Here is a 22829-nt window from a genome sequence, read left to right on the forward strand (position 1 = left end):
TTTTACAAACGGCAAAGCAAACTTTAGAAAATGATTAATATTTGACGCATTTATTAGTGCTTTCACATATTTTGCTACCTTTAGAAGCTCATTCAAATCCTAACTATATCAAAAGAAAATGAAAAACAAGAAGACTCCATCTTCAAAAAACTCTAGGCGGTCTTTCCTCAAGAAAGGAGCCATTGCCTCATCCGTATTTATTGTACCAAGACATGTACTGGGAGGAGTGGGCTACTTGGCCCCTAGTGATCGTTTGAACATTGCCGCTATTGGTGCCGGAGGAAAAGGTGCCAGTGACATTGCCAATGCATCCGTTAACGGACGTGAAAAAGTAGTTGCCCTCTGCGACGTAGATTTTGCTGGTTCTGCCAAAAAATCGGTAGAGCGTTTTCCAAAAGCAAAACTGTATGCAGATTTTAGGGAAATGTTGGATAAGGAAAAAGGCATTGATGCCGTTACCATTTCCACGCCCGATCACGTACACGGGCCGGCAGCGGCTTTTGCCATGAACCGTGGCGTTCATGTGTACGTTCAGAAACCAATGACCCACAACATTAGGGAAGCACGAATGCTGACCCAAATGGCCAGGGACAAGAAAATTGTAACCCAAATGGGTAATCAAGGTGGTTCCAATCCTTTATTGGGAATGGTTCAAAAATGGATTGATGATGACGCCATTGGTGCCGTTAACAAAGTACAGGTTTGGACCAACAGACCTGTTTGGCCTCAAGGTGGTGCTTTTCCTGAACCAAACCCTTCCATGAAACCGGACAGCTTGAACTGGGACCTGTGGTTGGGCCCTGCCGAAGAGAAACCATACACCCCTAACTTGCATCCATTCAACTGGAGAGGTTGGTGGGATTATGGCACAGGAGCCCTAGGAGATGTTGGTTGTCACTTAATCGATATTCCTTTTAGGACTTTAGGTTTAAAATACCCTACGGATGCCGAGTGTAGTGTGGGAGCTGTTTATTCCCAAATGTGGAATGCAGATTATCACCCAGATGGATGCCCTGCCAGCTCTTTCATCACCCTACATTTTGATGAGACCGAAAAATCAAAATCACCTATTGAGATGACATGGAGCGACGGAGGTATACGTCCTGCCCACCCAGATATCATTCCAGCTAATAATGATATAGGCGGACCGGACAGCCAAAACGGGGTACTCATTATTGGTGAAAAGGGAATTATTTCAACCAATATTAATGACAGTAGTCCGCTCACGCCAAAATTATATTTGAACGACGGAACTACCGATTTTGGCCCTGAAACCGAACCGAATGATGAACCGGAATACGGTCACCAACGCAAATGGATCGATGCTTGTAAAGCAGGTTTTGGAAGTGAAGAACACAAAGCACTTACATCATCATTCGATTATGCCGGGCCAATGACAGAGACCGTACTCATGGGTAATTTAGCTATCAGAAGTTATTTGTTGAGAAAAGAGAATGAAAAAGGAAAAATGGATTTTTTCGCCCGTAAAAAATTATTATGGGACGGAGAAAACATGCGTATTACCAATCTTGAAGAAGCCAACCAATATGTTGGCAGAACATATAGAAAAGGTTGGGAGATGTAGTTCTCACAAAACTATTTTTCAAAGCGGGAAAACCTTTTGGGTTTTCCCGCTTTTTTAGTTACAGTCCTCTTTTCGGCGCGTATCGATCAAATAAATAATCTGCCAGCCTTTATTGGCATCTTTTACCAGTTGAAAGGAATTTACGCCGCAGTGGTGAAATTCATTGTTTAGCATAAACTCGTAATCCGTCCACGCATTGGCCATGGGCCCATCTACTTTAATGGAATAGTTAGTAATAACTTCTTTAAATTTAGTAGTGGCAGGAATACTTACAATGGATTTTAAAAATTCATTAAAAGGCTGGTTTTTCACAATTGAATTGCCAGTTTCATCCTTGCCAATGGTCTGAAGAATTACAGATTCAGATACTTCATGTTTCATCAATAGTGAATCTTGTGCATGAAATCCTTCAAAAAAGTCTTCAATAGTTTTCTTTACGGCTTCTTGTTCATTTTGAGCCATTACCTGTGAACCTAATAAAACAAATAGGATTGATAGTATTCTTAACATAGGACCGGACTTAATTTTAAAAGTAAAATAAAATCACAAGGTAATTAATAAAATATTATTTCAGAGAAAGCAGAAAGCAGCACTACCCTACTAACTGCTGAAACAATTTCCTTACTTTTAACCCTTCAAAAACAACTAAATAAATGTCAACAGCAAAAAAAGAGTACAAGAGAGTAACGGTAAAGTCCTTGGTAGATATGAAAAAGAATGGTGAGAAAATCTCCATGCTTACCGCTTATGACTACTCCATGGCAAAAATTGTAGACTCGGCGAATGTGGACGTAATCTTGGTTGGCGATTCTGCCAGTAACGTTATGGCCGGCCATGAAACTACCCTGCCTATTACCCTAGACCAAATGATTTATCATGCCACTTCGGTAATACGTGCTGTGGAGAGAGCCTTGGTCGTAGTTGACATTCCTTTTGGAAGCTATCAAAGTGACCCCAAAGAAGCTTTACGAAGTGCCATACGAATTATGAAGGAAAGTGGCGCGCATGCTGTGAAGTTGGAAGGTGGGGAAGAGATAAAAGAATCGGTGAAACGTATCTTAAATGCGGGTATTCCAGTAATGGGGCATTTAGGACTTACGCCACAATCCATTTACAAATTTGGAACCTATACCGTACGCGCCAAGGAAGAGGAAGAAGCCGAGAAACTTATGGAAGACGCTAAACTTCTTGAAAAGCTAGGATGTTTTAGTATTGTTCTAGAAAAAATCCCTGCGGATTTGACCAAGAAAGTTTCAGAAAGTATAAGTATACCCACCATTGGTATTGGCGGTGGTAAACATGCCGATGGTCAAGTTCTGGTAATTCATGACCTTTTAGGGATGACCCATGAGTTCAATCCCCGGTTTTTGCGCAGGTATATGAACCTTTATGAAGATATGGGAAAAGCCATTGGTCAGTATGTGACCGATGTAAAGAGCAAAGACTTCCCAAATGATCAAGAACAATACTAATTTCAACTATGAATAAGGGCCTTTTTAGAAAAATAGCCATTGTTCTAATCGTATTATTGAATTTTGGTTGCGATCAAATTTCAAAAGAAGCGGTACGCGCACATGTGAATCCCAGAGAATATATTCAGCTTATTGGTGATAGGTTTATACTCACTAATGTTGAAAATACGGGGGCTATGCTCGGTTTTGGGCAGCAATTTCCTTTTTGGATAAAACTTATGTTGTTCCAAGCCCTACCTATCATCGTTTTACTGATTCTCTTGTATCGAATTTTGAACAAAGAGCATTTGGGTCGTTGGTCTATTTTTGCCTTTGCCTGTGTTATAGGAGGTGGAATAGGAAATTTAGTGGACCGCATTGCCTACGGCTCCGTTACCGATTTCTTTCAGATTCAAATCGGCATTTTTAAAACAGGAATATTTAACATGGCGGATGTATCCGTAACTTTGGGGGTTCTATTGTTACTGGCCTTATCATTCTCCAAAGAAAAAAGCTTGTTCTAGTGTCAAAAAAAATCCTTTCCACCCCCGAAAACCTTCAAGTTATTTATGAAGACAATCATCTAATCGTTATCAACAAAAGGCCAGGAGATATTGTTCAAGGAGATAAGACCGGTGATATGCCCCTGAGCGAGGTGGTAAAGCGCTACTTAAAGCAAAAATATAATAAGCCGGGTAATGTGTATTTGGGCGTTACACACCGTTTAGATAGGCCTACTTCCGGTATCGTAGTCTTCGCAAAAACATCAAAAGCATTGCCAAGGCTAAATAAACTTTTTGCTGAAAAAGAGGCTCAAAAAACCTATTGGGCAATAGTAAAGAATGCACCTGAAAAAGAAGAGGATACCCTAGTGCATTGGCTCACTAGAAACCCAAAGCAGAACAAATCATATCCGTCCACTAAACAGACGGATAACAGTAAAAAAGCCATTTTGTCCTATAAGGTCCTAAAAAAATTGGATACCTATTTTTTACTGCAAGTAGATTTGCAAACGGGCCGTCATCATCAGATCAGAGCCCAATTGGCCGGCATTGGAAGTCCTATAAAAGGAGATTTAAAGTACGGCTTTGATCGCAGTAACAAAGACGCGAGCATACATCTTCACGCTCGCAAACTATCATTTATCCATCCGGTAAAAAAAGAAAAAATGACCTTTGTTGCGCCACCGCCTTCAGAACCACTTTGGAACGTTTGTTGCTAAATACTTTATATTTAGCAATATAAACACTACACCATGATGAAAAAATTACTCTTTATGGGCTGCCTATTGATTTTAGGTAGCTGCAACACCTACAACTCCATTGATGCTTTTTACAACGCACATAAAGAAGATAACCAGGTTACCGCAATTAGGGTTCCTAGGTTCATGCTATCCATAATAGGCAATATCTCTCCTGAAATGAAATCTTTAGTTGGGAATACCAAAGATTTAAGGTACATGCAATTTCCTAGCGCTACAGAAGACAGAACGCGCTTTTTGAATCAGCAAATGAACGGAATTACCGGTAGCTCCTTTATTGAAGTATATCGTAAAAACGATCAGTTGAAACGAAATGTGGTTTCCATTCGGGAAAAACGGGATGCCGTAAAGGAAATTCTCATTTACAACAACAATAACACCACAGGCTCTTTTCTATATTTCAATGGTGATTTTGATCCTGTGAAGGTGCGTCAAATGGCCCAGAACGAAGAATTTCAAAAAATGGGCGAAGGTCTTATGGAGCAGTTAAAAGCAAATAGCACTACTCCAACCCCGATATCTCCAGATAATTAAGCATTATTTAAATGACCTGGCACTTTCCAATATCACGGAAGTCAAAATCAATCCTCCTCCTAAAATTGTGGACCAACCGGGAATTTCCTTGAGAAAAAGAGCTCCTATCAAAATGCCGTATACTGGCTGAACACTGCTTAGAATGCTCACGGTGGTAATTGAGAAATTCTTGAAACAATTAATGAACATCGTGTGGCCAATAACGGTTGTTATAAGTATGAGCCCTAAAAGTGCTGGAATAAATTGGGGAATTTCAGAAATATCATAAGCTACATAAGTGGGTAATAAAATGACACCTATAATCCCCATCTGATAGGTCATTAAAGTGGAACCTTGATAGCGATCTACTTTTGTTTTTAATATTAAATTTCGCAAGGCGTACGTAAAAGCAGAAAACAGCCCGAAACCTATAGCAATGGTACTATCATTCTCCAAACCAAAATCGGGCACCAAAAAATAAATTCCTAAAAGTACCAAGAAGCCTAAAAATAAATGGCTTTTTCTAAAAGTGGTTTTCAAGAATAATGGTTCTAAAAAAGCGGTCATGATGGGGTACGTAAATAATGACAACATACCTATGGCCACATTGCTCAATTGCAATGCATGAAAGTAACTCACCAAATGAACTCCCATTAAAATTCCTGTTAGAAGAACTGGCCAAATATCTCTTCTGCTAATACGGAAAGATATTTTTCTGATTCTACAATAGATCAGTAAAAAAAGAAACGCAAAAAGAGCTCTAAGTTCAATTGTCAACGGAGCAGGCAGTTCTATAAACTTGCCAAAGGGCCCTGAGGTTGACATAAAAAATACGGTAAGGTTTAATTCAAGAAAATTTCTTGTTTGGGCGGTGAGGGGCATTAAATTTTATCTTCTAACGGCAAGAGCCTTTTCTCTAATAATTTCTGCAACTGGTCTATTCTCTAAATGGCTTTCAAGCCAAGAAATAATATCCAAATAGAGAAACGAACGTTTTTCGTAGGGGTGGTCTTCATATTTCTTAAGCTCCGTATGTAATTTTTCAAACTCGTTTCTAAGTTCGTTCGGGTAAATATTTCCAAGGTTCCTTAAGAATTTGATCATCTCCTTTTGCACGGCATGAAGGTCGTTCATCTTAAGTAGAAACTTATACGTACTCTTTAGCTGAACTTCTAAATGGTAATCCATGCCCGCCTCATAATGGGCCACCAAGCTAAGCACGCGCGCAAAACACATAAGGTCTTCGCGCATTTTCAAATTCTTGTTATTAATTATTTTTTTGAGGTATTGAATGCAGGTCTTGTTATCACCTATTCCAAAATACAAACAAGCAATCTTGTAATATAGCACCATTATGTGATGGGCATCTATACGATCTTTGTGTTTGTTAATACCGTATTCAACAATTTTTACCAAATACAGCCCTTGCTGAAAAGTACCTTCCAAGAAATGAAGGTTCAACTTATTGGCATTTAGGTATAAAAACGTTAAGGATGCGATGTTATCGTTTTTAGGAAAACTTTTGCTTTCAACTTTTTCCTCCAGTTTTTCCAAGGTTTGCCTAAACTGACTGCCATACTTCACGTAAAAAAGAGATTCAAGCAAGTAATGGTTCCCCTTTAAAAAGAATACCGGGTTTAGCGCTATTTGTTCATCGTGCTCGTAAAACAAATCCACCCATTTATTAGCGTACTTATAGGTGGATAAAAAATCTTGCGTCAAAAAACTGTACCACAAATGCGCTTTGTAAAGCCATAATTTTTCCCTAAAACCTAAATTTTCTATCTGATATTTGGGCAAATGCCTGTCAAAATAGTCCTTGACCCTTCTGTAATCCTCATCACTACGTACATACCCAACTTTTAGCATCTGTCCGTAGAGTTGTAAAGAAAGGTTGGATAGCTTACTGGTAATAACATTATGTGCAGAAAGTTCCTTTGCTTGAACGGCTAATTCATCTGCCCTGTCAGGAATACTACGGGTAATATACTGTGTTTCAATTATTTTCTCAAGCTCAACAATTTCGTAGGCAATGTTCTTTTCCTCATTCTCAATGGCCACTGCCTTGGCCTTATCCAAAATCTTTAAACTTTGCTTGTACAATCCTTTTTGATAGAGGATGGTTGCAAAATCCAGTTGTTCCCGTATTTGAACCCGAATGGTCTGGTTAACGGGATTTAAGCGTAAGCTTACTAAAATCTGCTTGTACAAATGTGCTTTTAAATTGGAAAGCTGTGCTTTTTTTACGATTCCAGATTCAAGTATTGCTTTCTCATCGTACTTCTTCAAGCGGTCCAATAAATTAAAAAGGGCCAAAAACTTGGCATCCGTATTTACTCCCAAACGCCCAACATACAGCTTAAACTGTCGTTTCTCTGATTTGGAAAGTGATTTTACAAGCACGAACAAAGCATCTCGGTGCGCATTTGTCATCGTAAAAAGTATAGTTTATTTTACTGATTTTCAATTTTTTACATAATTGAAAATCTAATTTAACGTTGTACTATTTTATATAGGGTCTAGGTGTTTTAACCTAAGGGTCATATCTTCGTAATGGTTAGCTAAACTACATAATTATAATGAGCAAAGATAAGGTACAGATTTTTGATACAACGCTAAGAGATGGTGAACAAGTGCCCGGCTGCAAATTGGATGCCGAGCAAAAATTGGTCATCGCCGAAAGACTGGATGAACTAGGTGTGGATATTATTGAAGCTGGGTTTCCCATTTCAAGTCCCGGGGATTTTAAGTCTGTTGCAGAAATATCGGATTTAGTAAAAAATGCTACGGTGTGTGGTCTGACCCGCGCAGTCAAAAAGGATATTGAGGTAGCTGCCGAAGCTTTAAAATCGGCCAAAAGACCTCGTATTCACACAGGTATTGGCACATCGGACTCTCATATAAAATATAAATTCAACTCCAATAGGGATGCAATTATAGAACGTGCCGTATCAGCGGTTAGCTATGCCAAAACTTTTGTGGAAGATGTTGAATTTTATGCCGAGGATGCAGGAAGAACGGACAATGAATTTTTGGCTCGTGTCTGCGAAGCTGTAGTTAAGGCTGGTGCTACCGTACTAAATATACCGGACACCACTGGATATTGCCTTCCAGATGAATACGGAGCTAAAATGAAATACCTTAGAGAGAATGTAAAGGGTATTGATAAAGCGACCCTTTCCTGCCATTGTCATAATGACCTAGGGTTGGCCACTGCCAATTCCATTGCGGGCGTTATCAACGGTGCCAGACAAATAGAATGCACCATCAACGGAATTGGCGAACGTGCCGGAAATACTTCTTTGGAGGAAGTAGTGATGATTTTAAGACAGCACCCTTCCTTAAATTTGGACACCAATATCAATAGTAAACTGTTGTATAGCACTAGCCAAATGGTTTCCCAAAAAATGGGCATGATCGTACAACCGAACAAAGCTATTGTTGGCGCCAATGCTTTTGCCCATAGTTCGGGTATTCACCAAGATGGGGTAATTAAAAATAGGGAAACGTATGAAATTATAGACCCATCGGATGTTGGCGTGAACGAATCTTCCATTGTGTTAACAGCACGTAGTGGAAGGGCCGCATTGGCGTACCGAGCCAAATTGGTAGGTTTTGAGCTTACCAAACTTCAATTGGATGATGTCTACCAAGAGTTTTTGAAATTTGCTGATGAGCATAAGGAAATTACCGATGAGGACATTCCAAAAATTATCGAGGCTACCAATTTAAATATAGAAAGCGTATCCTAGTAAACGTTTCCTCTTAATTTCATTTTTTAAAAATTACACAGCTTTTTGCTGAAATGTCGCTATTTTTTTTAACCTTCGTTATGCTTTACATAAGCGAAGGATGTGTGTATAAAATTCAGTTTTTTACGCGCTTTAAGGAGTAAATAGTGTTCTATGCAGTTAAAAATAGCTCTTCTGGGTGGAGATGGTATTGGTCCTGAGGTTTTGGCTCAATCAGTTAAATGTTTGAAAGCCATAGAGGAAACCTTTAATCACAAATTTGAGTATGTAGAAGCTCCGGTAGGTGCTATCGCCATGTCCGGCTCAGGTAAACCTTTACCAAATGAGACGCTTAAATTATGCCGTGAGTCTGATGCCATACTATTTGGTGCCATCGGTGCTTTGGAATACGACAACAATCCGGAAGCCAAAGTGAGACCGGAACAGGGCCTTCTTAGTTTAAGAAAGGAATTAGGGCTTTTTGCCAACGTACGCCCGGTGAAGATGTTTCCTACCCTACTTAAAAACTCCCCTTTAAAAGAATCTATTGTTTTAGGAACGGACCTTGTAATTTTTAGGGAACTTACCGGAGGCATTTATTTTGGTGAAAAGAATATTAGTGCAGATGGAACAAAGGCCTCTGACGTATGTGAATACTCTGAGAAGGAAATCAGCAGAATCGCACACATGGCCTTCAAAGCTGCAAAGAGACGCCGAAAGAAATTAACACTGGTAGACAAGGCCAATGTTCTTGAATCTTCCCGACTTTGGAGAAAAACAGTTACAGAAATTGCCAAAAGCTATCCAGATGTTACTTGGGAAGCTATGTTCATAGACAACGCAGCTGTGCAGATGATGTTGAAGCCAACACAATTTGATGTTATACTTACCGATAATATGTTCGGGGATATTTTATCCGATCAGGGCAGTGTTATCATTGGCTCCGTTGGTTTATTGCCATCTGCCTCCATTGGTACTGAAAATGCCATGTTTGAACCATTTCATGGCTCTTATCCACAGGCAAAAGGAAAAAACATTGCCAATCCTGTAGCCTCTATATTTAGTACCGTTATGATGCTTCAACATTTTGGATTGGAGGAGGAAGCCAATTCCATAGTGAAGGCGGTTCATGAATCCCTGAGCCGAAAAGTGGTAACTCCAGATATACTGGGAAGCAGTAAATATGGAACGGACTATGTAGGCGATTTTATTTCGGAACATATTGTGGATTCCGAAGAAAACCTGAATATTAATGATGAAAATATAGGATTAGGAAAATCCACCATTATTTAAGTCAGCTACTCGTTCCTGAGCATCAGAGTAAACTCCTGAAATTCCTTCCTGAATTGCGTAAATTTTTCTCCAGTTGCCGGACCATTGAACCCTGTATGAATCTTACGAACTTTACCCCTTTTATCTATAAAAATAGTTGTTGGATAGGATAATACATGATTAAGCATGGGCAACTTTTTTTGTGCTTCAACCTTGTTGGAGGTTCCATACTGAGCAAGCAAAATAGGATAAGGTATTTCCATCCTATTCTTCAACCTTTCAATGCTTTTAAATGCGGTCTCTTGTGTTTTGGCATATTCAAAGGCCAAAGCCACTATTTCTAAATCCTTAGGTTGTTCATTTGTCAAATAGTCCATATAAAATTTGGTCTCATCCAAACAATTAGGACACCAAGAACCCATAATCTGCACCAAAACTACTTTGTTCTCGAATTTCTCATCCTTTAAAGAGACCATTCTTCCTTCCTTATCCGGAAATGAAAAATTAAATTCTTCATATCCTTCTTTCAAAAATGTAAGCGAATCTGCATCAGGTAAGGTAAAACTGTCGTTTCGTTTGGCTTGAAATGGTTCTTCAAAATGATTGTCAGAATAAAAAATTCCATCCAGAATGCTATCCTTGTAAGAAGCAAGAAATAGGAAGGCGTGTGCACCGTCAAAAGCCGATAATTTCAAGGAATCTCCCGATACAACTCCTTCTAAAAACCGATAATCACCGGTTGGCGTTTCAAAAGTACCAGTAACCTTTGAACCATTTTGCTTAAAAATTCCCTTTGCCACATACCTACTTTCAGTGCTATCCGCAAAAACGGTTTCCCAAGTACCGTTCACATCAAAGTTGACTGAAGACGTATTTAAAAAACGCTGATTTTCTCCATATTTAGCAGAAAAGGAAACGGCACGGTCCAAGCTTTCTTTTATAAACTTTCCGTTGATACTATTTTCTGTGAAAATTCCGGCAATATAACCTTCAAAAATAGGAGGTTGAATACGAATGGAGTCTGCTTTTATTTCAACATCATCAACTGTAATCACTTCTTCGGCATTAAATATTTCCAATGAAATACTATCCGTTTCTGATTTGATTACCCTAAAATTAAATGGAAGTGCATCTCCATTTTTAGTTTCTAACTGTGCCCTCCACATTCCATCATTTAATAGAGTTTGTCTTTTATTCTGTTTACAAGAGAAACAGAAAGTGATAACAACGAAGCTAATTACAAATCTGATCATATATTATTCTGACTTTAGAATTTGCAAAACTACTAAGTAAAAAATTAAAGAAATCAATAAGACTGCTTATTGAATGTCTTATAGCATTGTTTTATATTAGCGCCCAATAAAATTGACCAATGCAAATATCATACAACTGGTTGAAGCAGTTCTTAAAACTGGACTGGGAAGCCGAAAAAACAGCAGAACTTTTAACAGATTTAGGACTCGAAGTAGAAGGAGTTACCTCCTTTGAATCCGTAAAGGGTGGTCTTAAAGGAATAGTCGTTGGAGAAGTACTCAGCTGTATAAAGCACCCCAATGCAGACAAACTTAAACTGACTACCGTAAACGTTGGTGCAGAGGCGCCATTACAAATTGTTTGCGGGGCACCCAATGTTGATAAAGGACAAAAAGTACCAGTTGCTACCATTGGCACTACTCTATATACGCCCGAAGGTGAAGCATGGAAAATAAAAAAGGGAAAAATACGAGGTGAGGTTAGTGAAGGTATGATATGTGCTGAGGACGAATTGGGACTTGGCTCTAACCATGATGGAATTATGGTTCTTGACAGCAAAATTCCAGTGGGTACACCAGCTTCGGAAATTTTCTCGGTAGAACTCGATGAGGTTTTTGAAATTGGCCTAACCCCTAACCGAGCAGATGCCATGAGTCATTATGGTGTAGCCAGGGATCTAAAAGCAGGGTTTAGACAAAAAGAAATCAATAAGGAGCTAATAACACCTTCTGTAAGCAATTTTAACGTAGACAATCGTTCTTTGAAAATGCTTGTTGAAGTGGAGGACAGTAAATTGGCGCCAAGATATTGTGGGGTTACCATTAGTAATTTGGTAGTACAAACTTCACCGGATTGGTTAAAGAATAGGTTAAAAGCAATTGGATTAAAACCAATCAATAACGTAGTTGATGCCACCAATTATGTGCTACATGAATTGGGCCAACCATTGCACGCTTTTGATGCAGACCGTATTCATGGCAGAAAGGTGCTTGTAAAAACATTGCCTGCCGGCACCAAATTCATGACTTTAGATGGGGAGGAACGCAGTCTACATGAAGATGATCTAATGATTTGTGATACCGAAAAACCTATGTGTCTGGCCGGTATTTTTGGTGGTATAAACACGGGGGTAACGGAATCAACAACCTCCATTTTCTTGGAGAGTGCCTATTTTGACCCGGTAAGTATTAGAAAAACCGCCAAAAGACATGGTTTGAATACGGACGCCTCGTTTAGATTTGAACGTGGGATAGATATTGAAAATGTTGAATATGCCCTTAAACGTGCGGCCCTATTGATAAAAGAGATCGCCGGTGGAGATATCACCTCGGATATTGAGGACTTCTATCCAAAAAAGATAGAAGAGCAACAAGTATTTCTAACCTTTGAAAAGACGTACAGTCTAATTGGACAAGAAATACCTCAAGATACCATAAAATCCATCCTGGCTTCTTTGGACATTAAAGTAAAAAACGTAACAGAAACCGGCTTAGGTCTGTCCATTCCCTCCTATCGCGTTGATGTGTATCGCGAAGTAGATGTAATTGAAGAGATTTTACGTGTATACGGCTATAATAATATTGATTTTAAGACCAAATTAAACGCTTCCGTAGCACCCATATCCAAGTTTGATGATTATAAACTGCAGCAAAAACTAGGCGATCAATTAGCTTCCATAGGTTTCTATGAGATTATGGCAAATAGCTTAACCTCTGCGAATTACACGGAGTTGTTGGACGCCTCACTTGTCCATGAGCCGGTAAAAATGCTGAACCCGCTTAGCAACGATTTGTCCGTAATGCGGCAATCCATGTTATTTAGCGGACTTGAAGCTATTTCTTATAACTTGAACAGAAGAAAACCTAATCTTAAGTTATTCGAGTTTGGCAAAACCTATCATCAGCAAAACGGGAAAAAAATTGAAAACAAGCACTTAAGCCTTTTTGTAACCGGAAATAGACATCAAGAAAGTTGGTCTGTTCATGAAAAACAATCTGATTTTTTCTACCTAAAATCCGTTGCGACCAACTTACTGGAACGTTTGGGTATAACTAACTTGCAACCCTTCCCATTGGTGAATACTATTTTTTCCGAAGGTATTATGCTGAGAGGAAGCAAAAAGGAATTGGTATCTATCGGACTTGTCAAAAAAAGTATTCTTAAGAAACTGGATATTAAACAAGATGTTCTATATGCAGATTTTAACTGGGACCATATTATTTCCTTGGCCAGTAAAAACAGTATTCAATATAAGGAAATACCAAAGAATCCGGAAGTTAGAAGGGACTTTGCCCTTCTTTTAAATGATTCTGTGACCTTTAATGAAATACACCAGATAGGTTTTCAAAGTGAAAAAAAGCTTCTTAAGACAATTAATCTATTTGATGTCTATACAGGAGACAAGCTACCTGAAGGCAAAAAATCATATGCAGTTAGCTTCACCCTACAAGATGAACAAAAAACATTAACGGATAAGCAGATTGACAAAATTATGGCCAAGCTACAAAGACGTTATGAAGAAGAGTTGGGAGCAGAGTTGCGTTAAGATCTAACGTAAGCAGGTTGAATGACGCTATCTATTTCGTGAATAACCCCATTTAGTTGATTGGAATCAGCAACCACTATGGTCGCTTTATTTCCGTGGCTATCTGTAAGGACTATGTCAATTCCGTTCATGGTAGCAACTATCTTGTCTCCATGAACGGTAGTAAAAGTAGCTCTACCACGGCCTTGGCACATTGCCTTTAAAATTTTTGATGCGGATAATTTACCGGCAACTATGTGGTAAGTGACCAATTCCTTAAGTTCTTTTCTATTTTGTGGATCCAAAAGATACTCAATTGATTTACCCGAAATATTCTCAAAGGCCGAATCAGAAGGAGCAAAAACGGTAAAAGGCCCAGATTTGTCCAATAATTGCTCTAAATCAGTAGCTCTCATTGCCGCCAATAAGGTTTTATGATGGTCAGAACTCGCCGTTGTTTTTACAATGGATTTATTTTTATTCTCTTGGATTTTGGATTGTGCCGAAACGCTTACACCAGCGAACAAAAGAACAACAATGATGGACTTGACAGTTAACTTCATAATTTGGGGGTAAAATTTAGGTTAGGATCCGATGAACGGTAAACTTCATCGACAAATAACAACTATTGTTTAATTTTTTACAAAAATTATCGACCAAAGACGCATTATTTAACATTTACTTAACTAATTTGCGTCACATTTCTCATTTTAATAGCCAATCTTAATTCTTAACTTTGTTAGGATTGCTATAAAAAGAAAGAAATGCTGAGTAGAACGAATATTCAAGAAGTACTGAGCAAAAAAAGAAACAAGGAGACTTCTTCCCTTGAAATTTTGGCCCAAGTACAAGAGATTCTAAACAAGAATCAAAATGATAGACAGCTGATTCATAATCGTCTATCTACCCATCAAAAAGCGAATTCCAATAGCTTTGATATTGACCTCCTAGAGAGTAATAGGATTTATCACTTAAACCATATTAAGGATATCTGTATAAATTACAGATTGCGGTTCTTGGACTCAAGGTACTTTAAAGGGGAAATTCCAGAGGAGGCTATTTCTCAAATAAGGGAATTGGAAAATAAACACCATACGACTTTAAACGGCCTTAAAATTCTAGCTCCCTCCAAACTGTTTAAATTGGAGGACAAAGATGACCCCTTACTCTTTGCTCCTATAGGCAATGGTTATTATTATTTGGTACACAAATGGGGTAATGACCTGCACCCTCTTAGAAAAACACTTATGTGGCCTTTTAAAAGCATTGTTAACCTTACCGTTATAGTAGTTTTAATTAGTTACCTCATGACGCTATTGGTACCCGACGGGCTATTTTCAAAAAACAGTACCAATGCTCAGTTTTGGATAATTTTCTTTTTTATGTTCAAATGCTTGGCCTCCGTTGTCATATTTTATGGCTTTGCCTTAGGAAAGAATTTTAATCCTGCCATCTGGAATAGTAAATACTTTAATGCCTAAAAGGAGGTTGCTTTTAATTGACAAAAATGGCATAAGGTATACCATCAGTATCGGTATTGTCCACAAATTTGGGTTGAGGAGCTGGTTTTATACGAATTAAACCGCCTTTATGGCCGTGGATGGATTTTTTATAACCGATTAGTATTAAATCATTAGTGGAATCATACGAAACCATTGTAGTATTTTCAATTTGATATTCAAACTGTCTTTCCGCTTCGGTCATAAAATTTTCATAGGCATATAAGACTGCGCTATTTTTTTCAAAATCATAAACGGCAGAAATGGTTGGATAAATACTATGCTGCCCTCCTGGCATATCATAATACATCTTACAAGAGGTATCAAAATTTATAGTAGTGGCCGAATTAAAATTTGGTTCTGTTCCGGTTCCATATTTTGTTAAACTTTCTGCCAAGGTTTGGGAATCAATAGCTGTATGATGGTCATCATAGCTTACAATAATCTGATCCTGTGGCCCCTTAAAAATTTTTCTGGCACCACTATCTAAGTCGGTAGAATGAACAGGCAAATCAGTGGTACTATCCAAAATTGTCAATGCATTTTTACCAGTTTGCTCTAAATCCAACGTTAGAACGAATAACCTTTGGTTGGCCATTGCCATACCAACCGGCTTTTTGTCCAAAGAAATATCCAGATACCCAGATAACTTATCGTTATAATTGAAAGACCTTATATAATAATATGTCTTTTTGGGCGTCTCTCTATACTCGTAACCTACATATACTTTTGAATTTGTATGCAATACGGCATGAACGCTAACATTACAAGCGTTTAAATCCTTTAATGGATTCAGTTGAGCAGGGCCATTGCCCTCCATATCAAAAATTTGTAATTCCCCATTACAATCCCCGTTTGTAGTAAAGGCACTCCACTTATTATCTCCAAAAAATTCAATTTCCGGCTTTGACGAGGTAGAAACCTTTGAAGCTTGCGTATGTACGTAAAGTAACTCCCCGTTTGCTTCCAAGTCAATGGAGGAAATGGCCTCCCCCCTATCCAATAACATGGTATAATTGGACTTTCCTGAATGTTGTAATTCCGTTGAATCTTCTCCAGTTTCCCCGGATTTGGAGCAGGCAACAAATAACAGTACCCATAAGATGGGGTACCAACGGTAGGTTTTCATATGTTAAGAGTTTGGGACTGATGGCGCTAGGCAATCACGGGATACATTTTTTCCCGTTGTTCCTTTAACACTTTATCAGACATATACTCCTCAAACGATAAATACCTGTCGATGTTGCCTTTAGGTGTTAATTCTACAATTCTATTGGCCACAGTTTGCGCAAACTCATGATCATGGGTTGTAAACAAAACAGTACCCTTAAAGTTCTTTAAGCTATTGTTAAAGGCTGTAATACTCTCTAGGTCCAAGTGGTTGGTAGGTTCATCCAACATAAGAACATTGGCACGTAGCATCATCATCCTACTTAGCATACAACGCACCTTCTCACCCCCGGAAAGCACCGTACACTTTTTAAGTGCCTCTTCACCACTGAACAACATTTTGCCCAAAAAACCGCGGATATAAACTTCTTCCCTCTCCTCTTCGGTTTTGGCCCATTGCCTTAACCAATCTACCAAGTTGATATTTTCGGTAAAATATTCGGCATTATCTGCGGGAAGATATGATTGAGTGGTTGTTACACCCCATTGAAATTCACCAGCATCAGCCTTTCTTTTGTTATTGATGATTTCATAAAATGCTGAAGTTGCCCTACTATCCTTGGAAATAACGGCCACCTTATCACCTTTGGCCAAATTTAGGTTAACGTTGTTAAAAAGTAAATCCCCATCTTCCGAATTGGCAGCCAGGCCTTCTACATTTAAAATCTGGTCACCTGCCTCTCTTTCCCTTTCAAAAATAATGGCAGGATACCTTCGGCTAGAGGGTTTAATATCCTCTACCTTTAATTTGGACAACATCTTTTTTCTGGAAGTAGCCTGCTTACTTTTAGCAACGTTGGCACTGAAACGTGAGATAAACTCTTGAAGCTCTTTGGCCTTTTCCTCTGCCTTTTTATTTTGCTGTGCACGTTGTCTTGCCGCCAACTGACTGCTCTCATACCAGAATGTATAATTACCGGAATATAAATTCATCTTTCCAAAATCTATATCTCCAATATGTGTACAAACGGTATCTAAAAAGTGCCTATCGTGGGAAACTACGATTACGGTGTTCTCATAATCTGCCAAAAAGTTTTCCAACCAATTGATGGTCTCATAATCCAGGTCATTGGTAGGCTCATCCATGATGAGAACATCTGGACTTCCAAAAAGAGCCTGTGCCAATAATACCCTTACTTTCATTTTAGAATCCATATCGGACATAAGGGTGTAATGCATATCCTCAGAAATACCCAAATTGGACAAAAGAGCCGCCGCATCACTATCTGCATTCCATCCGTTCATTTCCTCAAACTGAACTTGTAGCTCTCCTATCCTATCTGCATTCTCATCAGAATAATCGGCATAAAGGGCATCAATTTCCTTCTTGATTTCAAATAGTGGCTTGTTACCCATCACTACGGTCTCCAAGACCGTATTTTCATCATAAGCGTTATGGTTCTGCTCTAGAATTGACATCCTTTTACCGGGCTCAAGGTGAACTCGCCCGGACGTAGGTTCAATTTTTCCTGAAAGAACTTTTAAGAAGGTCGACTTACCAGCTCCATTAGCCCCAATTACCCCATAACAATTGCCCTCTGTAAAACTAACGTTTACTTCATCAAACAATACTCTTTTCCCAAATTGAACCGATAAATTAGATACAGATAACATAGCCTTCCTCTTTTTAAAATCCGTGCAAAAATAGATAAATTTCTATGCCTTACCAATAATCTTGAATTCAATACCTTTCATCCTCACAATTAACGTATCACCTTAATTTTTAACTCCCCATTAACAGCGTAGCTAACGGGGTTCATTAATTTTGTTTAAGGTATTGGAGGTGATCTATATGAATAAACATTTACTCTATCTTTTTCTTATTCTTTTTGCTTCTTGTGGAAGTACAGAAAAAACTAGCAACAAAGTCTATTTTGCCGGTGAAATTGTTAATCCTACAAGTGAACATATTGTTCTTTTAAAAGGTGACGCTGTAATAGATAGCGCTAAACTGGACAACAACAATAGGTTTAGCTTCAACTTTGATACCCTTCCGCAAGGCCTTTATCACTTTAATCATGACCCAGAGGTGCAATATGTATACCTTGAAGGCGGAGATAGTTTGGTCATTCGTTTAAATACGGTAGATTTTGATGAATCCTTGATTTTCTCCGGAAAGGGTGAAGAGGTCAATAATTTTTTATTGGAGCTTTTTTTGGCCGGAGAAGAGGAAACCGATCAAATACGCGATTATTACCTTTTTAATCCTGAGGAATTCAATGATAAGATCGACTCCTTAATGGATGAAAAGTTAGCTTTATTATCCGAACTATCTACAGAGTCCGATCTTTCTGAAAAGGAATTAAAAATTGCCGAGGCAAGTATTTTTTATACCTACAGTACGTATAAAGAAAGCTATCCTTTTAGACACAAAAGACGTACTAAGGAAAAAAAGGTAGAGGAGTTACCCCCAAGTTTTTATAACTATAGAAACGAAATAACCTTTAATGATAAGGACCTTGTTTACTTAAGGCCCTATTATAATTTTGTAAAAAACCACATAGGCAATATCAGCTATATGAGCTGTTTGCAAAATTGCGATACAGAAGGCAAAGTGGTTCGTAATCACCTACATTTTAATAAACACAAATTACATATAATTGACAGTTTGGTAGTTGAAAAGGAATTAAAGGACAACCTTTTTAGGAATGTTGCTTTTGATTATCTTTTGAAAGTTCACGATAGCGAAAAAAACAACGAAGAATTCATTCAAGGTTTTCACGAATTGTCTAGCAACAATAGACATATTGAGGAGATAAATACCTTATATGAGGGTATAAGAAATATTCAGCCAAACAAAAAGATTCCCGGTATTCAAGTATTGGATTATAACGGGCAGACCGTTTCCCTACCGGAAATTGCCAAAGAAAATAAAACCGTTTTCTATTTTTGGTCCGGCGTGGATAGAAGTCATTTTGATAATATCAAGGAAAGAATTGCCAAGCTTAGCAAGGAAAAACCTCATTATAAATACGTTGGCATTAACTTTAAAACTGAAGAAGGCCATTGGAAAGCCTTGTTGGAAGGTTCTCAACTTAATCCGGAAACCCAATACAGGGCCACCAACTTTGAAGAACTTACCAAAGCTCTAATTTTATATCCGCTAAACAAATGCATTATCACTAATGATGACGTAATTGTGGATGCCTTTGCCAATGTTTACGGCCCTTTGTAAATAAAAAAAGAGGATTGTTGCCAACCCTCCTTTTTTAATCTTCCTTACTGAAAAATATTATTCATTGCCCTTTTTGTAATCGGCCAAGAATTTTTCTAAACCAATATCGGTTAAAGGATGATTTAGCAAACCTGTAATGGCTCCTAAACCTCCTGTCATCACATCTGCACCTATTTTAGCACATTCCAGTACATGCATGGTATGACGAACAGACGCAGCCAAAATTTGGGTTTCATAACCGTAATTGTCATAAATATGACGGATTTCTGCAATAAGGTTCAATCCATCAGTAGAAATATCATCCAATCTTCCAATAAACGGCGAAACATAAGTTGCTCCCGCTTTAGCTGCCAATAATGCTTGGCCTGCAGAAAAAACTAAAGTACAATTGGTACGGATTCCTTTATCGGAAAAGTACTTTAACGCCTTAACGCCATCTTTGATCATTGGAACTTTTACCACAATTTGTTCGTGTAGTTCTGCTAGCTCCTCACCTTCCTTAATGATATTTTCAAAATCTGTAGCAATTACCTCTGCAGAGACATCGCCGTCAACTATTTCACAGATATCCACATAATGCCTTAATATGTTGTTACGACCGGTGATTCCTTCTTTAGCCATTAGGGAAGGATTAGTGGTAACACCATCCAACACGCCTAGTTGTTGAGCTTCACGAATCTGGTCTAAATTTGCAGTGTCTATAAAAAATTTCATTGTATTGTTTTATTGGGTTTAAATTTATAGCTAAAGTTATGTGGCCTTTTAAAGGCCGATACGAATTTACAATTTATAATGCTTAAGTAACAGTTTCTCATACAGTTTATCAGATAGAATACCCTTGAGAACGGTTGAGAATTTTTGTAATGGTTCCCCCACTTTATAATGAACTTTTGGGTTCTTCGACTCAATAATTTTTAAAACCTGTTTGGCCACGGCAATTGGGTCTCCACCGTTATCGACATCTTCATCGATCATTTTTAAAGTGTCTCCATACGGTTTTTTGTACGGTGAATTTTCCAAAACCGGCGCATGGTACCTACCGGCAGCAATATTGGTGCTAAAATCTCCGGGAGCGAGCGTACATACTTTTATGTTGGAGTTCTTAGTTTCCATCCGCAGTGCTTCTGTCACTATACCCAACGCGCCTTTGGTAGCAGAATAAACACCCCTAAAAGGCAAGCCCATATACCCGGCAATAGAAGTTACGTTGATAATTAAACCACTACCCTGATTACGCATTTGTGGCAGTACAGCTTTGGCCACATGCAAAGGACCATGAAAATTGGTATTAAAAACCTTTAAAACTTCTTCATGTGGAGTTTCTTCAATAGGCCCTGTTATTCCAACTCCCGCATTATTTATAACGATATCCAGTCTATTCTCCTTGGAAACCACCTGTTGTACCGCTTTTTCTACCGTTTCTGGTCTTGTTACGTCCAATTCCAATAAGTTGAACAACTCAAAATCAGGATACTTTTCTAGGTTACGTGTGGTACCATATACCTTGAACCCCTTTGATTTTAAATATAGACCGATAGATTTGCCAATTCCCGAAGAACCCCCGGTAATCAGCACCACTTTTTTCTCCATAAGCCTGCAAATTAATAAATAAATTGAGGGATAAGGAAAGGAAAAAAAGAATTTGACAAAAGAGTTTAAAAAGAAGATTTATTTAAGCCTTGTAGCTGACTTTAGGGCACAAAAAAAGGCAAGCTACCTACATCGCACCGCTACGACCGTATACCCTTGCTGCGTTCCCACCCTGGGGGATTCTACAGGAGCTGGTCGTGTAGGACTTGCCGACTGCAAATATACAACCTTTTGCAGCTTTCGCAATTCTTTGCCACATAATTTAAATTTATATATCTGTTCAAAGTATTTATCTTTGCCCGAAAATTATCATAGCTCATTAAGGGCCAATAAAATACAATAGATGAACATTTTTAGATTTTTTTCATCGAGCTTTCTTTTACTCCTGTTTCTTGCTTGTGGAGGTGAAAAATCGCCAGCCTCTATGTTTGAAATTGAGTTGGAAAGTAGTGGAAAGAAATTTCAACAAAATCAAACGGTCGGTATTTCCATTAAGAATAAAAAAAATATGGAAATCAAAGAGGTAAACTATACCCTTGATGGTAAAACTCTTGATGTTAAAAATGGAAAAGTCACATTAAATCCACAAACCTTAGGCGATAAAACGTTAAACGCCACTGTAAACTATGAAGATGGTAGCGTTGAAGTTTCTAAAAATATACAATTGTTGGCGCCTAGTGCCCCATCTATATACACCTATAAGATTATAAATGAATATCCCCATGACCCAAAAGCTTATACGCAAGGCTTGGAGTTCCATAATGACACCCTCTATGAAAGTACGGGAAAAAAGGGTCGTTCTTCACTTAGGAAAGTAAATTGGAAAACTGGGGAGAAAATACAAACAGTAGATTTGGAAGCCACCTATTTTGGAGAGGGCATAACTATCTTAAATAACAAAATCTATATGCTCACATGGCGAAGTGGTACTGGATTTGTATATGACCTACAGACGTTAGAGAGAATAGATTCATTTAAGTTTGGACAAAGTAAAGAAGGATGGGGGCTTACAAATGACGGAAAGAAGTTATTTAAAAGCGATGGTACGGAAAAAATTTGGTTCTTGAATTCCGAAACGCTGGTAGAAGAAGGATACATGGAAACCGTTACCAATAAATCCATTAACAAAAGTGCCAATGAATTGGAATATGTAGATGGTAAAATCTATGCCAACGTTTATCAAAAGCCCAGTGTTATGATCATTGATGCCAAAAGTGGTGCTATAGAGGGCGTTATAAACTTTGGCGGACTCAGTAATAAGGTTACGCACCACGATACCTGGAATGACATGGACAACGTTTTGAACGGGATTGCTTATCATCCTGAAAGAAAAACATTTTTCGTAACCGGAAAGGAATGGGATAAAATGTTTGAAGTATCTATCGAAAAAAAATAAATGCATACATACAAAAAGTCCCTTATAGTTAGCGCGGATGATTTAGACGAGCTAGAACATGTAAACAACGTAAGGTACGTACAATGGATTCAAGATATTGCCAAGGAACATTGGCAAGAGACCGTTCCGGAATCTATAAAAAAAGGAATTATTTGGGTGGTTATGACTCATCACATCACTTATAAGTTTCCTGCCAAATTAAACGACCCCATAATCTTAAGTACCTTTATCAATAAAAGTAAAGGGGCCAAGTCCCAACGGGTGGTAGAAATGCATAACGAGAAAACGGGCCAATTGCTTGTACGGTCCGTAACAGATTGGTGTATGCTCAACTCCAAAACCAAGCGCCCTATGCGTATTACAGACGATGTAATGAAGTTGTTTGAAAAGAAGTCTTGATTCTCATTT

At 38.3% G+C, this 22829-nt stretch carries 21 protein-coding genes and 1 other RNA gene; 12 read left to right on the forward strand and 10 right to left on the reverse strand.

The genetic code is table 11. From position 1 onward, the window contains the following. Positions 1–118: 118 nt before the first annotated feature. On the forward strand, positions 119–1585 hold the full coding sequence (locus IL355_RS08160) for a Gfo/Idh/MocA family protein (RefSeq protein ID WP_192461680.1): 1467 nt from the start codon (positions 119–121) through the stop codon (positions 1583–1585). A 54-nt stretch (positions 1586–1639) separates the two neighbouring features. Here IL355_RS08160 and IL355_RS08165 read toward each other — a convergent pair whose 3' ends face one another. Beyond that, the gene (locus IL355_RS08165) at positions 1640–2095 is read right to left on the reverse strand and encodes a nuclear transport factor 2 family protein (protein WP_192461681.1); all 456 of its coding nucleotides are present in this window, start codon (positions 2093–2095) and stop codon (positions 1640–1642) included. 143 nt (positions 2096–2238) lie between these two features. Here IL355_RS08165 and panB point away from each other — a divergent pair, with 143 nt between their 5' ends. Genes panB through IL355_RS08185 form a run of 4 tightly spaced genes read left to right on the forward strand, consistent with a single transcriptional unit; the run spans position 2239 to position 4831 of the window. Then, positions 2239–3057, forward strand: coding sequence for a 3-methyl-2-oxobutanoate hydroxymethyltransferase (gene panB / locus IL355_RS08170; protein ID WP_192461682.1), 819 nt, complete (start codon positions 2239–2241; stop codon positions 3055–3057). A gap of 8 nt (positions 3058–3065) precedes the next feature. Then, a complete protein-coding gene (gene lspA, locus IL355_RS08175) occupies positions 3066–3560 on the forward strand; it encodes a signal peptidase II (protein ID WP_192461683.1) in 495 nt (164 codons plus the stop codon). After that, positions 3560–4258: an RluA family pseudouridine synthase gene (locus IL355_RS08180; protein WP_192461684.1), complete on the forward strand. Its 699-nt coding sequence runs from the start codon at positions 3560–3562 to the stop codon at positions 4256–4258. Before lspA ends, IL355_RS08180 begins: the two co-directional genes overlap by 1 nt. A 33-nt stretch (positions 4259–4291) precedes the next feature. Further along, complete coding sequence (locus IL355_RS08185) at positions 4292–4831, forward strand: DUF4252 domain-containing protein (RefSeq protein WP_225621158.1); 540 nt, start codon at positions 4292–4294, stop codon at positions 4829–4831. A gap of 3 nt (positions 4832–4834) precedes the next feature. On the opposite strand, the gene IL355_RS08190 is transcribed toward IL355_RS08185, so the two are convergent. Both IL355_RS08190 and IL355_RS08195 read right to left on the reverse strand, forming a co-directional pair. Then, a complete protein-coding gene (locus IL355_RS08190) occupies positions 4835–5692 on the reverse strand; it encodes a DMT family transporter (RefSeq protein ID WP_192461685.1) in 858 nt (285 codons plus the stop codon). A gap of 6 nt (positions 5693–5698) precedes the next feature. Next, the gene (locus IL355_RS08195) at positions 5699–7243 is read right to left on the reverse strand and encodes a hypothetical protein (RefSeq protein WP_192461686.1); all 1545 of its coding nucleotides are present in this window, start codon (positions 7241–7243) and stop codon (positions 5699–5701) included. Positions 7244–7389: 146 nt separating this feature from the next. On the opposite strand from IL355_RS08195, the gene IL355_RS08200 reads away from it, so the two are divergent. Further along, positions 7390–8562, forward strand: a complete 1173-nt coding sequence (locus IL355_RS08200) for a 2-isopropylmalate synthase (protein ID WP_192461687.1) — start codon at positions 7390–7392, stop codon at positions 8560–8562. Positions 8563–8715: 153 nt separating this feature from the next. Beyond that, positions 8716–9834: a 3-isopropylmalate dehydrogenase gene (gene leuB, locus IL355_RS08205; protein WP_192461688.1), complete on the forward strand. Its 1119-nt coding sequence runs from the start codon at positions 8716–8718 to the stop codon at positions 9832–9834. 5 nt (positions 9835–9839) lie between these two features. Here leuB and IL355_RS08210 read toward each other — a convergent pair whose 3' ends face one another. Further along, positions 9840–11066: a peroxiredoxin family protein gene (locus IL355_RS08210; protein ID WP_192461689.1), complete on the reverse strand. Its 1227-nt coding sequence runs from the start codon at positions 11064–11066 to the stop codon at positions 9840–9842. A gap of 119 nt (positions 11067–11185) precedes the next feature. On the opposite strand from IL355_RS08210, the gene pheT reads away from it, so the two are divergent. Next, the gene (gene pheT / locus IL355_RS08215; RefSeq protein ID WP_192461690.1) at positions 11186–13612 is read left to right on the forward strand and encodes a phenylalanine--tRNA ligase subunit beta; all 2427 of its coding nucleotides are present in this window, start codon (positions 11186–11188) and stop codon (positions 13610–13612) included. Here pheT and IL355_RS08220 read toward each other — a convergent pair. Continuing rightward, positions 13609–14154, reverse strand: coding sequence for a fasciclin domain-containing protein (locus IL355_RS08220; protein ID WP_192461691.1), 546 nt, complete (start codon positions 14152–14154; stop codon positions 13609–13611). The genes pheT and IL355_RS08220 overlap by 4 nt on opposite strands. 201 nt (positions 14155–14355) lie before the next feature. Between IL355_RS08220 and IL355_RS08225 the strand changes: the two genes are divergently transcribed. Continuing rightward, on the forward strand, positions 14356–15072 hold the full coding sequence (locus IL355_RS08225) for a hypothetical protein (RefSeq protein ID WP_192461692.1): 717 nt from the start codon (positions 14356–14358) through the stop codon (positions 15070–15072). A gap of 13 nt (positions 15073–15085) precedes the next feature. On the opposite strand, the gene IL355_RS08230 is transcribed toward IL355_RS08225, so the two are convergent. Further along, positions 15086–16219 (reverse strand): hypothetical protein, encoded by a 1134-nt coding sequence (locus IL355_RS08230; protein ID WP_192461693.1) that lies wholly within the window; start codon positions 16217–16219, stop codon positions 15086–15088. Between the two features lie 26 nt (positions 16220–16245). Next, positions 16246–17874 (reverse strand): ABC-F family ATP-binding cassette domain-containing protein, encoded by a 1629-nt coding sequence (locus tag IL355_RS08235; RefSeq protein ID WP_192461694.1) that lies wholly within the window; start codon positions 17872–17874, stop codon positions 16246–16248. A gap of 178 nt (positions 17875–18052) precedes the next feature. Here IL355_RS08235 and IL355_RS08240 point away from each other — a divergent pair, with 178 nt between their 5' ends. Further along, on the forward strand, positions 18053–19435 hold the full coding sequence (locus IL355_RS08240) for a transaldolase (protein WP_192461695.1): 1383 nt from the start codon (positions 18053–18055) through the stop codon (positions 19433–19435). 57 nt (positions 19436–19492) lie between these two features. Here the strand turns inward: IL355_RS08240 and fsa are convergent, their stop codons facing one another. The 3 genes from fsa to ffs form a co-directional block, all read right to left on the reverse strand. After that, positions 19493–20149 carry a fructose-6-phosphate aldolase gene (gene fsa / locus IL355_RS08245; protein ID WP_192461696.1) on the reverse strand — a complete coding sequence of 219 codons (657 nt, stop codon included), beginning with the start codon at positions 20147–20149 and terminating at the stop codon, positions 19493–19495. Positions 20150–20215: 66 nt separating this feature from the next. After that, on the reverse strand, positions 20216–21025 hold the full coding sequence (locus IL355_RS08250) for an SDR family oxidoreductase (RefSeq protein ID WP_192461697.1): 810 nt from the start codon (positions 21023–21025) through the stop codon (positions 20216–20218). A gap of 113 nt (positions 21026–21138) precedes the next feature. Then, an RNA gene (gene ffs, locus IL355_RS08255) (signal recognition particle sRNA small type) lies at positions 21139–21237 on the reverse strand. 131 nt (positions 21238–21368) lie between these two features. On the opposite strand from ffs, the gene IL355_RS08260 reads away from it, so the two are divergent. Next, a complete protein-coding gene (locus IL355_RS08260) occupies positions 21369–22421 on the forward strand; it encodes a glutaminyl-peptide cyclotransferase (protein WP_192461698.1) in 1053 nt (350 codons plus the stop codon). Further along, positions 22422–22820, forward strand: a complete 399-nt coding sequence (locus tag IL355_RS08265) for an acyl-CoA thioesterase (protein ID WP_192461699.1) — start codon at positions 22422–22424, stop codon at positions 22818–22820. It abuts the gene before it with no gap. Positions 22821–22829: the final 9 nt, after the last annotated feature.

Origin of the sequence: Euzebyella saccharophila, from assembly GCF_014855495.1 — a bacterium.
GTDB classification, from domain to species: Bacteria; Bacteroidota; Bacteroidia; order Flavobacteriales; family Flavobacteriaceae; genus Euzebyella; species Euzebyella saccharophila.